This window comes from Halobaculum sp. P14 (genome assembly GCF_051195155.1).
GTDB lineage: Archaea > Halobacteriota > Halobacteria > Halobacteriales > Haloferacaceae > JBNTKA01.
Genome location: NZ_JBNTKB010000004.1, coordinates 32,225 through 44,093, shown reverse-complemented (window position 1 = coordinate 44,093; position 11,869 = coordinate 32,225). Strand labels below are relative to the sequence as shown.

Genomic DNA, 11,869 nt, shown 5'->3' with positions numbered 1-11,869 from the left:
ATGGAGAACCGAGGGTCCGTGGAGGACTCGGGTGGCCGCCGGGCGGTTACAGGTACGCGGCGTCCCACCGCGTCGGCTTGCTGTGGTTGCCGCAGTCGTTGCACTCGACGCGGCCCATCGTGTTCATCGCCGTGTCCAGCGAGTCGCAGTTCCCGCAGAGGTATCCGTACCGGTCGTCGCGGTCGCGGTCGCTGTACGTCGCGTAGAACGGCGCCTCGGTCGCCCGGAGGCTCTCGTCGTACGCGACGTAGACGGTGTCACCGTCGTCGGTGGTGCGCTCCTCCACCAGCACCTCGTCGTCGCCGACGTCGGCCGGCGTCTTCGTGTAGACGCGCTCGGTGAACCGTTCGCCGCCGATGTCGACGTCGCGCTCGGCGGTCTCGGAGAACCCTTCCTCCTCGTAGAACGCGGCGCCGGCCTCGTTCGCGGCGAGCACGCGGCCCTTGATGCGGTCGGCGCCGCGGTCGAGCAGTTCGGTCTCCACGCGCCGCAGCAGGTCGACGCCGATGCCGCGGCCGCGGTAGTCCGGGTGGACGTGCAGCCAGTCCAGTTCGCCGATGGCGGTCCGGCCCTCGACGGCGTGGCTCTGTGCGAACCCGACGACGTCGCCGTCGTCCACCGCGACGACGAACACCGTGTCGTCGTCGGCCAGTTCGTCGGCGATGGTGTCGGCGCCGTACCACGATTCGACGGCGTCGTCGATGACGTCGTCGTCCAGCGCACCGTACGACGATTTCAGCGACGCGCGCGCCACGCGCCGGATTCCGTCGACGTCTTCCTGCGCAGCATCTCGGAGGTCCATACGGGCCACGTCTCTCCCCGACCACACTAAACGTCGTGGCCGTTCTCCCGGGGCGGAGCCTGGGGTGCTACTTTGTACCGTGAGTCCCATTCACTCGTATGGCCGAGACCGAGACGATCTGCTTCGACATGTACGGGACGCTGTGTGACACGAGCAGCGTGACGGCGGCGCTCAGCGCGGAACTCGACGCGCCCGAGTCGGTGGTGGCGGAGATTGACGCGACGTGGCGGTCGAAACAGCTCCAGTACTCCTACCAGCGCGGGCTGATGGGGGCGTACGAGCCGTTCCAGTCGGTGACGCGGGACGCGCTCGGCTTCGCGCTCGACCAGTGGAACGTCGACGCGGACGCGGCGACGGAGGACGCGCTCATCGACGCGTACGACCGTCTCGACCCGTACCCCGACGCGGTCGACACGCTTCGTCGGCTTTCGGACGCCGGCCACACCGTGACGGTGCTGTCGAACGGGAACCCGGCGATGCTCGACGCGCTCGCGGAGAACGCCGGGCTCGCGCCCGAACTGGACGACGTCATCAGCGCGGACGAGGTGGCGACGTTCAAGCCGAACCCGGCGGTGTACGAGAACGCCGCCGACCGCACCGACACCGCGGTGTCGTCGTGTCGGCTCGTCTCCGGGAACGCCTGGGACGTCGCGGGCGCCGCGAACGCGGGGCTGCGGACCGCCTGGGTGAACCGAGCGAACGACCCGTTCGAGCGCCTCGGCGTCGAACCCGACCTCGAGGTCGGCGGGCTGGCCGGCGTGGCTGACCACCTCGACTGACGCGCGGTCCCCGCACCGTTTCCCGCAAAACCTGCCGACTTCAACGCTGCGGTGTGTTATCTATCCTCATTATATGCCGGCGAAGGACTATAATCAATATTAACATTATCTAAGGGGATATACACAAAAAGTTCATTAAGAATGTGGCCTGCGGTAGGGGCATGGCACGGGATACCAAAGCGCTTAGCAGGCGTGATGTGCTGAAGACGTCAGGTGCAGCAGGCGCCGCAGGACTCGCCGGACTGGCCGGCTGTTCGGGAGTCACCGGCGGCGGCAGCAGTGAATACCCGGCGCTCGGGAACTACCCGGTCGAGGGCAGCGAAGTCGTCTACGGCTTCAACGTCCCGCAGTCCGGCTCCTACTCCCAGGAGGGACAGGACGAACTGCGCGGCTACAACCTCGCGAAGAAACACCTCAACAACGGCGGCGGCTGGGTCGACAGCTGGAACGACCTCAGCGGCGACGGCGTGCTCGGCAAGACGGTCGCGTCCGTCACCGGCGACACCGCGACCTCGCCGGACACCGCCCGGCAGTCTGCCCAGCGGATGATTTCGCGGGACAACGCCATCATGATTACCGGCGGGTCGTCCTCGGCGGTCGCCATCGCGGTGCAGGAGCTGTGCCAGCAGGAGAAGGTGCAGTTCATGGCGTGCATCACGCACTCCAACGCCACCACCGGCTCGGAGTGCAAGCGGTACGGCCACCGCGAGATGTTCAACGCCTACATGACCGGCGCCGCGCTGGCGCCCATCCTGAAAAGCGAGTTCGGGGCGAACAAGCAGTTCTACCAGCTGTACGCCGACTACACGTGGGGGCAGTCCCAGCAGAAGTCGATGAAGAAGTTCCTCACGGAGGCGGGCTGGTCGCAGATCAACTCGGTGCCGACGCCGCTCGGCACCTCCGACTACTCGTCGTACCTCTCGGACGTCCCGCGCGACAAGACCGACGTCCTCATCCTGAACCACTACGGGCTGGACGGCGCGAACTCGCTGCCGCAGGCGATTCAGGCCGGCCTCGACAACGACATGGAGATCGTCGTCCCGCTGTACAACCGCCTGATGCTGAAGGCGGCGAGCGACTCCATCGGCGGCGTGTACGGCACCGTCGACTGGAACTGGAAGCTCAGCGACGACGCCTCGAAGTCGTTCGTCAGCGCCTTCCAGAGCGAGTACAACCGCGTCCCGTCGTACGCGGCCCGCATCGCGTACACGCAGGCGCTGCAGTACTCCGCCGCCGTCGAGCGCGCCGGGACGTTCTACGCGCCGGAGGTCATCCGCGAACTCGAAGGCTACTCGTACAACGAGGCGGGTCTCGGCGAGGAGCTGATGCGGAAGTGCGACCACCAGGCACAGCGCGACGTCCTGGTCGGCCGCGGCCTGCCGACCAGCGAACAGACGGACAAGAACCTGCTCGAAATCGTCCAGCGGACGCCGCGCGACAAGGTCAAGTACGCGTGTGACGCCGGACCGGCAGCGAACTGCTCGCTCGGCAACTACGGCGACGAGAACAGCGGATAGCCCACGTCGCCGTCTTCGACCGTTCTTTCCACCGTCGTAGTGTCAATGAATGACCTTACCGACAACTACTAACAACCGGCCGGGAAATCCGGTCGAACAGAAACAATAATCATGATATTGCAAGCTGACGTCGCAACGATTCTTCTCAACGGGCTCCAGCAGGGGGCGATTTACGCGCTCCTCGGAATCGGGCTCACCATCATCCTCGGGACGATGGAGTTCCTCAACCTCGCCCACGGCGCGCTCTACCTCGTCGGCTCGTACACCGGACTGCTGGTGTTCCGCGAGGTGTCGCTCACGACCGGGCTCTTACACAGCTTCGGCATCACGACTCTCGGCGTCGACGGCGGCTTCCTGGCCGCGCTCGTCGTCGTCCCGATAGTCGGGTTCGTCGTCGGGCTCGGCATGGAGAAGTTCGTCGCCGAACCGTTCTACGACCGCCCGGAGACCGACCAGCTACTGGTCACGTTCGGGTTAGCGCTCATCGCCGAAGAGCTGGTGCGGAACGTCATCGGCGGGAACACGTTCCAGTCGATCACGCCCCAGCAAGTGTTCGGGGTCAACATCGCTCAGCCCGTCGACCTGCCCATCATCGGGCTGTACCCGTCCTGGCGGCTGTTCATCGTCGGTATCGCCGCCGTCGTCATCCTCGTGACGTTCATCATCGTCGAACGCACCGACTTCGGCCTCGTGGTGCAGGCGGGGACGCACGACTCCGAGATGGTGCGGCTGCTCGGCATCAAAATCAACCGGTCGTACAGCCTCGTGTTCGCGCTCGGCGCGGCGCTCGCCGCGTTCGCCGGACTCATCGGCGCGTCGATTCAGACCGTCAGCCCGCAGGTCGGCACCGAGCGCGCGCTCGTGCCGGCGTTCCTCACCATCGTCGTCGGCGGCGCCGGCTCGGTCCGCGGCGCCATCGCCGGCGGGATGGTGCTCGGACTCATCGTCGCCGCGATGACGCAGACGTACTCCCAGTGGGCGCAGATCGTGCTGTACCTGTTCGTCGCGCTGATGCTCATCGTGCGGCCCGAGGGCATCTTCGGCAGTACGGGGGTGTCCGAATGAGTAGCGACACGAACGCGGCCGCCAGCCTCGTCGGCCGGCTCCGCGACCGCGACGACGCCGTCGTCATCGGCTCCGCCGTCGCGCTGCTGTTCTTCCCGTTCGTCCTCATCGACGTCCTCGGGTTCGTCGGCGCGCTCACCGGCTTCTCCATCGGCGGCTACGCCGGGCTGCCGGCGCTGGTGCTCGCGTTCGGCGTCGTCGTCATCGGCTTCAACCTCCTGCTCGGCTACACGGAGCTGCTGTCGTTCGGTCACGCCGCGTTCTTCGGAACGGCGGCGTACACCGCCGGCATCGTCAGCTCCAGCGACCTGCCGCTGCTCGCCACCGTCGGCAGCAGCCCGATCGTCATGGTCATCGCCGGCGCCATCGTCGCGACGCTGCTCGCGTGGCCCATCGGCTACGTGTCGATTCAGCGCTCCGGCGTCTACTTCGCCGTGCTCACCCTGACGTTCGGGCAGGCGCTGTACTTCTACGCGCTCGCACCCGGCGCGTGGCTCACCGGCGGCGACAACGGCTTCTCGAACGTCCAGGTCGGCCACCTGCTCGGCGTCATCGAGCTGGAGGCGCAGCTGCCGTTCCTTGGCACCTGGATGTACGTGTTCGTCGCGGCGTTCATGCTGCTCGCCATCTGGTCGGCGAACCGCATCGTGAACTCGCCGTACGGCCTCATCTTCGAGGCGCTCGGGCAGAACGAACAGCGCGTCGAGTTCGTCGGGCTGAACGTGTTCCGCTACAAGCTGATGGCGTTCGTCATCTCGGCGGTGTTCGCCGGCGTCGGCGGCGCCCTGTTCGCCATCCACGAGTCGTACATCCACCCCGGAACCGTGCTGTACTGGATCACGTCCGGCGACTTCGTCATCATGACCGTGCTCGGCGGCACCGGCAGCATCGTCGGCCCGGTGTTCGGCGCGTTCATCTTCGAGTACGTCTCGAACGTGATTCAGGGCGTCAGCCTCCCGTTCATCGGCGCCATCGGGTCGCTGTGGCGGCTCGTCCTCGGCGCCATCTTCGTGTTCGTCGTGTGGGTGTTCCCGCGCGGCGTCCACGGGGCGCTGAACGACCTGTACGGGTTCGCTCGCCCGGGCGGCGACGACGGAGGTGACGAGCAGTGAGTCTGCTCCGAACCGACGGGCTCACCAAGGAGTTCGGTGGGCTGGTCGCCGTCGACGAGGTGTCCTTCGAGGTCGAATCCGGCGAGACCCGCGCGGTCATCGGGCCGAACGGCGCCGGGAAGTCGACGCTCATCAACTGCATCACCGGGATGCTCGAACCGACCCGCGGCACCGTCGAGTTCGACGGCGAGGACATCACGCACCTCTCGCCACACGAGTCGGTGCAGCGCGGCATCAGCAAGTCGTTCCAGACGGCGTCCATCTTCCCGGAGATGACCGTCGAGGAGAACGTCACTATCGCCGCGCTCGCCGCCGAACACGGCTCGTTCCAGTTCAACTTCCTGAAGAAACTCGGCGGCTTCGACGAGGTGCACGACACCGCGGCGCGGATGCTCGACGCCGTCGAGCTCAGCGGCGTCGCCGACGAGGAGGCCGGCAGCCTGCCGTACGGCGACAAGCGCCGACTGGAGATCGCCATCGCGCTCGCCGCCGACCCGGAGATGCTGTTCATGGACGAACCGACCGCGGGCATGTCGCCCGACGAGACCGAAGCGACCGTCGAGCTCATCGAGCAGCTCCAAGACGAACTCGGGCTCACCATCCTCATCGTCGAACACGACATGGAAGTCATCTTCCGCATCGCCGACCGCATCCTGGTGTTGAACCGCGGGGAAGTCATCGCGGACGGCACGCCGGACGAGGTGCAGGGCAGCGACGCCGTGCAGGACGCCTACCTCGGCGGGGTGGAGCTATGAGCGACGACGCGCTGCTGTCGGTGGAGGGCGTGGACGCCTACTACGGGCAGAGCCACATCCTCCGCGACCTGTCGATGCACGTCGAAGAAGGGGAGGTGTGCGCCCTCCTCGGCCGGAACGGCGCCGGGAAGACGACGACGCTGCGCTCCATCGCCGGCGCGCGGCCGCCGGACGTCCGCGACGGCGCCATCCGGTTCCACGGCGACGACATCACCGACGACACCACCGAGGACATCTCCTCGCGCGGCATCTCGCTGGTGCCCGAAGAGCGCCGCGTGTTCCCGAACCTGACCGTCGAGGAGAACCTGCACCTGTCGGACGTCTCCCGGAACTGGTCGAACCGGGTCGGCCGCGACATCACGATGGGCCGGCAGGGGATGTCGACCGCCGAGGTGTTCGAGGAGTTCCCGCGGCTCGAAGAGCGCGCCAGCCAGAAGGCCGGGACGCTGTCGGGCGGCGAACAGCAGATGCTCGCCATCGCCCGCGCGCTCAAGCAGGACACCGACCTGCTGATGCTCGACGAGCCGTACGAGGGGCTGGCGCCGCAGATCATCGCCTCCGTCGAGGACGCCATCGAACGCATCGCCGACGCCGGCACCACCATCCTGCTCGTCGAGCAGAACGCCGTCGCCGCGATGAACATCGCCGACCGGGCGTACGTGCTCGACCAGGGCGAGATGGTGTTCTCCGGCGGCGCCGAGACGCTCCGGGAGGATGAAGAGACCCGCGAACAGTACCTCGGCGTATGAGCACCGACCCGGCCGCCGACGTCGACCCGGAGGCGCTGCTCGACCGACTGGTCGCCGCCGGCGTCGTCGACGAGTTCGACGACGGCACGCTCGTCACGACCGACGAGTTCGAGTCGACGCACGCGGTGTACCGGGACAGCTACCTCGACGCCGACGACGCGCGGTTCCACGACAGCGTCGCGGACGCGTTCGGGCTGGACCGGTCTGAGGCGGAGCGGCGCGTCGACGAACTCGGCGTGACGCGCGCCGAACTCGCCGCCTACCTCGCGCTCCAGTCGTTCCTCGACGACCCGCCGGCGCAGCCGGCGCTCGCCACGATGGCGGCGCTCGTCGTCGAAATCGAGCCGGCGTCCCCCATCCCGGACGGCCAGCACGAACTCACCGACGAGACGTACGAGATGTTCCGGACGGAGCACCCGGACGCCGCGGTGTTCGTCTGGAAACGCGACTGCAAGCCCTGTGAGGCGATGAAAGCGGACCTGCCGGAGATACTCGACGCGCTCCCCGCGGACGTCGAATCCGCGGGCGTCGCGGTCGGCGACGACGCCACCGAGTTCCTCCGGGCGTTCGACGTCTCGAAGGCGCCGACGCTGCTGCTGTTCCGCGACGGCGACGTCGCAGACCGGCTCGAAGGCCGGCAGCAGCCGCTGGACGTGAAGGAGGCCGCAGACCGCGTGTACGGCGACGCGGAGAACTGACCGCGGCTCGGGCCGCTCCGTCCCCGCTGCGTCTCTTCTTTTCTTCTTCGAGTTCGAGTCTCCGGCTACGCTGCGGCGCCGGCTACGCTTCTTCGGTGACGCCGGTGACCATCACCGGGCGGCCGGCGTTGAGGATGACGGCCTGCGTGACGGAGCCGAACAGCGCCTTCCCGGTCGGCGAGCGCTTCCGGCCGCCGACGACGACGAGGTCGGCGTCGACGTCGTCCGCGATTTCGATGATGGCGTCCGCCGGGTCGCCGCTGGACTCCGCGATGTCGACTTCGATGCCGGCTTCGGTCAGGACGTCCTCGGCTTCGCGGACCGCGCCGACCTGCCCGGCTGACGCGCCGCTCGGGTTGTCCTGGAAGACGTGGACGAGCGTCACTTCGATCTCGTCGGTTCCGGGGAGTTCCGTCACTTCGCGGGCGGCAGCGGCGGCGTGTTCCTCGTCCTTGTCGACGCCGAGCACAATGTGGTACATTTCTACTCGATTGTTCAGTCGGCACCGAATTAGTCGTTTCGACGGACCCCGCGCCGTGAGAGCGGCCGGAGCGAAGCACGCCGGCCGCGCCGCCCGGGCAGGTGCCGACGGATTCGGTCGAGGTCAGTCCCGGCCGACCGCGTCCGGGTCGTCGACGCGGTGGGAGACGTAGACGACGAGCGCGAGCGGGACGCCGAGCACGAACGCGATGGTGACGGCGCCGTAGACGGCGAATCCGGCGGGCGATACGGGGAGTGCGAACACGCCGAACAGCGCCGGCGCGGACAGGTCGTCGACGAACACCGGGATGAGCGCGCCGCCGACGCCGGCGATGCTCACCAGCGCGCCGTACAGCACCAACACCAGTCTCGGCCCGCGGCGCCCGCGCGCGTCGTCCGCCTGCTCGGAGTCGGTCACGGCCGAAATTCGGTGTGTCCGCGAATAGGGTTTACGTTCCCGGGGGCGCCGAGCGGCCACACCGACGCGCCTTTGCTGCTCCGCGTCGAACCGCCGACGATGACCGACAAGGACCTCCTCGGCGTCATCCTCGGCGCCGTCGCGCTGCTCATGTTCGCGACCGGACTCGTCCTCGTACTCGCGTAGCCCCGTCACGCGGCGGGTCGCTGGTGCGGTCGTCGTGGACCCGCCGGTCGCTTCTCTCGTCTCAGCCGTCCCGGAGCGCCGCGGCTGACTGTCCGTGCATCGTCGGCTCCGGCACGAAAGTCGCCCCTGAATCGCAGAAAACCGCGGTGTCCGCGTCGGAGGCGGCTTACTCGTCGCTGCCGCCGTCCATCCGAACGTCCGTCTCCTCGCCGCCGTCGGTGACCGCGGGGACGTCGGAGTCGCGCTGCTGTTCGAACCAGTCCCACTCGGCGGTGTTGAGGTCGTCCGCTTCGAGGTTCCACGGGTCGCCGCTCTGCACCCGTGGGCCTTCCAGCCAGGAGACGACGACGTTGTACACCCAGATGATGCCGCCGAGCAGCAGCATGAACGCGCCGAGCGTCGCAATCTGGTGGAGCGTCGCGAACTTCGGCAGGTAGGTGGCGTACCGGCGCGGCATGCCGCCGTAGCCGAGCAGCACCATCGCGAAGAACGTCACGTTGGTGCCGACCATCCAGAGCCAGAAGTGCGCCTTCGCGAGGCGGCGCTGGTACCAGCGGCCGCTGACCAGCGGGAACCAGTAGTAGATGCCGGCCATGCCGGCGAACGTGATGGCGCCCATGACGATGTAGTGGAAGTGGCCGACGACGTAGTACGTGTCGTGCAGCACCAGGTCGACCGGGATGGACGCGAGGAACACGCCGGTGACGCCGCCGATGATGAAGTTGCTGACGAACCCGATGCAGAACAGCATCGGCGCGGTGAGCCGGAGCCGGCCGTTCCACATCGTCGTGATCCAGTTGAACGTCTTCACGGCGGACGGGATGGCGATGGCGAGCGACACCGCCATGAAGCTCGCGCGGAGCCGCGGGTCGATGCCGGTCGCGAACATGTGGTGCGCCCAGACGCCGAACGACAGCACGCCGATGGCCAGCGTCGAGTAGACGACGAACTTGAACCCGAACAGCTTCCGGCCCGAGAACCGCGGGAGGACGTAGCTGACGATGCCCATCGGCGGCAACACCAGGATGTAGACTTCGGGGTGGCCGAAGAACCAGAAGAGGTGTTGCCACAGAATCGGGTCGCCGCCCCCCACCGCGAAGAACGTCGTCCCGAAGTTCCGGTCGAGCAGCAGCATGACGAGCGCGGAGCCGAGCAGCGGGAACGCGAACAGGATCAGGCCGGACTGCGTCAGAATCGTCCAGCTGAAGATGTCGAGGTTCGCCCAGGTGACCTCCTCGGCGCGCTCGGTGAAGATGGTCGCGATGAAGTTGATGGCGCCCATCGTCGCCGAAACCCCCGTGAGGTGGAGGCCGAGCAGCATCAGGTCGACGCCGACGTTCGCCTGGTTCCCGTTGCCGACGCCGGCCGACAGCGGCGTGTACATCGTCCAGGCGGTCTGCGCCGGGATGACGTCCGGAATCGGGAAGAACCCGGCCCAGATGAGCAGCGCGCCCGGCGGCAGCAGCCAGAACGCGATGGCGTTGATGCGCGGGAACGCCATGTCGTCCGCGCCGATGACGAGCGGAATCAGGTAGTTCGAGAACGCCGCGATGACGGGCGTCCCGAACAGGAACAGCATCGTGATGCCGTGGCTCGTCATCAGGGAGTTGTAGAACGTCGCGGAGCCGAGCACGTCCATCGACGGCGTCGCGAGCTCGGTCCGCATCCCGATGACCATCAGGCCGCCGACGACGAACGCGATGACGGCGTACGTCCCGTACAGCAGCCCGATGTCCTTGTGGTCGACGGTCGTGAGCCAGCGAATGAGTCCAGCCGGCTTCTCGCCGTGGCCGTGCTCTGTCTCACCGACGGCCCCCCCGGCGCCGATGGGGGTGTACGACCGCCAGTCCTCGACCCTCGCGAGGAAGGCGGCCACGCCCACGAGGAGCAGCCCCATGAGCGCCGTCAGCAGTAGTTGGCCGGTAATCTCCATGGGAAACGGTCTGAATCGGAAGCACAAGAAAGATTCGGGTCCGGCGCGGCCGCCGCCCGGCCGGCGGTTACTCCTCGTCGTCCTCGTTGGCGTCGTCGTCGGCAGCGGCGTCCTCGTCGTCCTCGTTGGCGTCGTCGTCGGCAGCGGCGTCCTCGTCGTCCGCGTCGACGTCACCGTCCGCGTCAGCGGCGGCGTCAGTCTCCTCGTCGTCCGCGTCGTCGCCGTCGGCGGCCTCTTCGGCCTCGTCGGCGACGTGCGTCTCCGCTTCGGCTTCCTCCTTGGTCGGTGCGTCCTCGAGGGTCGCTTGCCCCTGGAAGAACACCTTCGCGCGGTGTTCGTCACCGGCGACGGCCTTCCCGGAGACGTACGTGAGGATGGCGAGCGCGACGAACGGGAACGCGAGCAGACCCATCTGCAGCACCTTCCCGAGCGTGTCCATGCCTCCCCACGGGTCGAGCGCGAGGAACACGGCGACGAAGAACAGGATGATGCCCAGCGGGATGGCGTTCACCGTCAGGTCCAGCAGGGTGTCCCTGTCGAAGATGGTGGCCATACGCGGACCTCGTACAGCGCGGCCAAATACCTTGTTGATTCGGCGGGCGTCGCGACCGCCCCGGTGAACGCCGCGGCCGACGGTCGCGACTCCGCGTCGGCGTCGAGAAAATCCGGCGTCGCCGCGTCGCGTCGACGCTGGGGCTGCTCCGGCGTCAGACCGCGACGTCGGTGTCGTAGCTGAACAGTTCGCCGACGACGCCGGCGAGCAGCATCACGGCGCCCGCGCCGACGGCGGCGTAGCCGCGCGCCGCCACCGAGACGGACGTGTACGATTCGGCGTACACCAGCGCGGCGCCGAGCAGCACGGTCAGCACGGCGACGACCGCGAGCGCGCGCCACGGCGTCTCGGTGTACCCCGCCTCCTGCACCATCCCGGCGATGCTGCCGCAGAACAGGAACAGCCCGCCGACGGTGAGCGGAAGCAGCCCGAGCAGCAGCCCGAGCTCCGCGATGGGGAGCCCGAGCGCGACGAACAGCGGCCACGGGCTCGCCATCCGGTACTGGTCGCTCAGCCCCGGAGTCTCGTCCATACCGGTGGTTACGTCCTGTGGATGGTAAGCGCATCGGTGTCGCGGCCCGGACGGCGGGCGGCGAGCGTCGGGTCAGGGGAGCGTGACGCCGTGGCGCGCGAGAAACTCGGAGACCGCCTTGATTTCGACCGGACTCCCGATGATGCGGCACTCCGCGTCGTCCACCGAGAACACCGTCACTGTGAACTCCGCTTCGAGATCGGTGCGGACGCCGTCGAGCGCGTCGCACGGGAGGACGATCTGCGTGCTGTCTCGGAGACGGGACGGGTCCGGCATCTCGTTCGTACCAG

14 protein-coding genes are annotated in these 11,869 nt (G+C 67.8%); 7 read left to right on the top strand and 7 right to left on the bottom strand.

Annotated features, from left to right (window positions below):
• Nucleotides 1-46: 46 nt before the first annotated feature.
• Entirely contained in the window at nt 47-802 is a 756-nt protein-coding gene (locus tag ACQUS7_RS08935; RefSeq protein WP_435126774.1) for a GNAT family N-acetyltransferase, read from the bottom strand.
• A gap of 98 nt (nt 803-900) precedes the next feature.
• Between ACQUS7_RS08935 and ACQUS7_RS08930 the strand changes: the two genes are divergently transcribed.
• From ACQUS7_RS08930 to ACQUS7_RS08900, 7 genes are all read left to right on the top strand, one after another.
• Entirely contained in the window at nt 901-1,581 is a 681-nt protein-coding gene (locus tag ACQUS7_RS08930; protein ID WP_435146462.1) for a haloacid dehalogenase type II, read from the top strand.
• 161 nt (nt 1,582-1,742) lie between these two features.
• On the top strand, nt 1,743-3,098 hold the full coding sequence (locus tag ACQUS7_RS08925) for a substrate-binding protein (RefSeq protein WP_435146460.1): 1,356 nt from the start codon (nt 1,743-1,745) through the stop codon (nt 3,096-3,098).
• A gap of 111 nt (nt 3,099-3,209) precedes the next feature.
• Complete coding sequence (locus ACQUS7_RS08920; RefSeq protein ID WP_435146458.1) at nt 3,210-4,163, top strand: branched-chain amino acid ABC transporter permease; 954 nt, start codon at nt 3,210-3,212, stop codon at nt 4,161-4,163.
• Nucleotides 4,160-5,275 carry a branched-chain amino acid ABC transporter permease gene (locus tag ACQUS7_RS08915; RefSeq protein ID WP_435126781.1) on the top strand — a complete coding sequence of 372 codons (1,116 nt, stop codon included), beginning with the start codon at nt 4,160-4,162 and terminating at the stop codon, nt 5,273-5,275. Before ACQUS7_RS08920 ends, ACQUS7_RS08915 begins: the two co-directional genes overlap by 4 nt.
• Nucleotides 5,272-6,030: an ABC transporter ATP-binding protein gene (locus ACQUS7_RS08910; RefSeq protein WP_435146456.1), complete on the top strand. Its 759-nt coding sequence runs from the start codon at nt 5,272-5,274 to the stop codon at nt 6,028-6,030. The genes ACQUS7_RS08915 and ACQUS7_RS08910 overlap by 4 nt, the downstream gene beginning before the upstream one ends.
• Nucleotides 6,027-6,779, top strand: a complete 753-nt coding sequence (locus tag ACQUS7_RS08905; RefSeq protein WP_435126784.1) for an ABC transporter ATP-binding protein — start codon at nt 6,027-6,029, stop codon at nt 6,777-6,779. The genes ACQUS7_RS08910 and ACQUS7_RS08905 overlap by 4 nt, the downstream gene beginning before the upstream one ends.
• A complete protein-coding gene (locus ACQUS7_RS08900) occupies nt 6,776-7,477 on the top strand; it encodes a thioredoxin family protein (protein WP_435126786.1) in 702 nt (233 codons plus the stop codon). Before ACQUS7_RS08905 ends, ACQUS7_RS08900 begins: the two co-directional genes overlap by 4 nt.
• Before the next feature lie 82 nt (nt 7,478-7,559).
• On the opposite strand, the gene ACQUS7_RS08895 is transcribed toward ACQUS7_RS08900, so the two are convergent.
• The 6 genes from ACQUS7_RS08895 to ACQUS7_RS08870 form a co-directional block, all read right to left on the bottom strand.
• Entirely contained in the window at nt 7,560-7,958 is a 399-nt protein-coding gene (locus ACQUS7_RS08895; protein WP_435126788.1) for a universal stress protein, read from the bottom strand.
• 123 nt (nt 7,959-8,081) lie between these two features.
• Entirely contained in the window at nt 8,082-8,375 is a 294-nt protein-coding gene (locus ACQUS7_RS08890) for a DUF7520 family protein (protein WP_435126790.1), read from the bottom strand.
• Nucleotides 8,376-8,727: 352 nt separating this feature from the next.
• Nucleotides 8,728-10,458 (bottom strand): cbb3-type cytochrome c oxidase subunit I, encoded by a 1,731-nt coding sequence (locus ACQUS7_RS08885; protein ID WP_435146790.1) that lies wholly within the window; start codon nt 10,456-10,458, stop codon nt 8,728-8,730.
• Nucleotides 10,459-10,561: 103 nt separating this feature from the next.
• Nucleotides 10,562-11,047, bottom strand: coding sequence for a DUF6684 family protein (locus ACQUS7_RS08880; RefSeq protein WP_435146452.1), 486 nt, complete (start codon nt 11,045-11,047; stop codon nt 10,562-10,564).
• 154 nt (nt 11,048-11,201) lie between these two features.
• Nucleotides 11,202-11,579: a DUF7541 family protein gene (locus ACQUS7_RS08875; RefSeq protein ID WP_435126793.1), complete on the bottom strand. Its 378-nt coding sequence runs from the start codon at nt 11,577-11,579 to the stop codon at nt 11,202-11,204.
• 72 nt (nt 11,580-11,651) lie between these two features.
• Entirely contained in the window at nt 11,652-11,855 is a 204-nt protein-coding gene (locus ACQUS7_RS08870; RefSeq protein ID WP_435126795.1) for a VNG_1110C family protein, read from the bottom strand.
• Nucleotides 11,856-11,869: the final 14 nt, after the last annotated feature.

What these genes read in the sequence shown, in the direction of transcription:
- ACQUS7_RS08935 (WP_435126774.1), bottom strand. Translation starts at nt 802, where the DNA reads ATGGACCTCCGAGATGCTGCGCAGGAAGACGTCGACGGAATCCGGCGC.
- ACQUS7_RS08930 (WP_435146462.1), top strand. Translation starts at nt 901, where the DNA reads ATGGCCGAGACCGAGACGATCTGCTTCGACATGTACGGGACGCTGTGT.
- ACQUS7_RS08925 (WP_435146460.1), top strand. Translation starts at nt 1,743, where the DNA reads ATGGCACGGGATACCAAAGCGCTTAGCAGGCGTGATGTGCTGAAGACG.
- ACQUS7_RS08920 (WP_435146458.1), top strand. Translation starts at nt 3,210, where the DNA reads ATGATATTGCAAGCTGACGTCGCAACGATTCTTCTCAACGGGCTCCAG.
- ACQUS7_RS08915 (WP_435126781.1), top strand. Translation starts at nt 4,160, where the DNA reads ATGAGTAGCGACACGAACGCGGCCGCCAGCCTCGTCGGCCGGCTCCGC.
- ACQUS7_RS08905 (WP_435126784.1), top strand. Translation starts at nt 6,027, where the DNA reads ATGAGCGACGACGCGCTGCTGTCGGTGGAGGGCGTGGACGCCTACTAC.
- ACQUS7_RS08900 (WP_435126786.1), top strand. Translation starts at nt 6,776, where the DNA reads ATGAGCACCGACCCGGCCGCCGACGTCGACCCGGAGGCGCTGCTCGAC.
- ACQUS7_RS08895 (WP_435126788.1), bottom strand. Translation starts at nt 7,958, where the DNA reads ATGTACCACATTGTGCTCGGCGTCGACAAGGACGAGGAACACGCCGCC.
- ACQUS7_RS08885 (WP_435146790.1), bottom strand. Translation starts at nt 10,458, where the DNA reads ATGGGGCTGCTCCTCGTGGGCGTGGCCGCCTTCCTCGCGAGGGTCGAG.
- ACQUS7_RS08880 (WP_435146452.1), bottom strand. Translation starts at nt 11,047, where the DNA reads ATGGCCACCATCTTCGACAGGGACACCCTGCTGGACCTGACGGTGAAC.
- ACQUS7_RS08875 (WP_435126793.1), bottom strand. Translation starts at nt 11,579, where the DNA reads ATGGACGAGACTCCGGGGCTGAGCGACCAGTACCGGATGGCGAGCCCG.
- ACQUS7_RS08870 (WP_435126795.1), bottom strand. Translation starts at nt 11,855, where the DNA reads ATGCCGGACCCGTCCCGTCTCCGAGACAGCACGCAGATCGTCCTCCCG.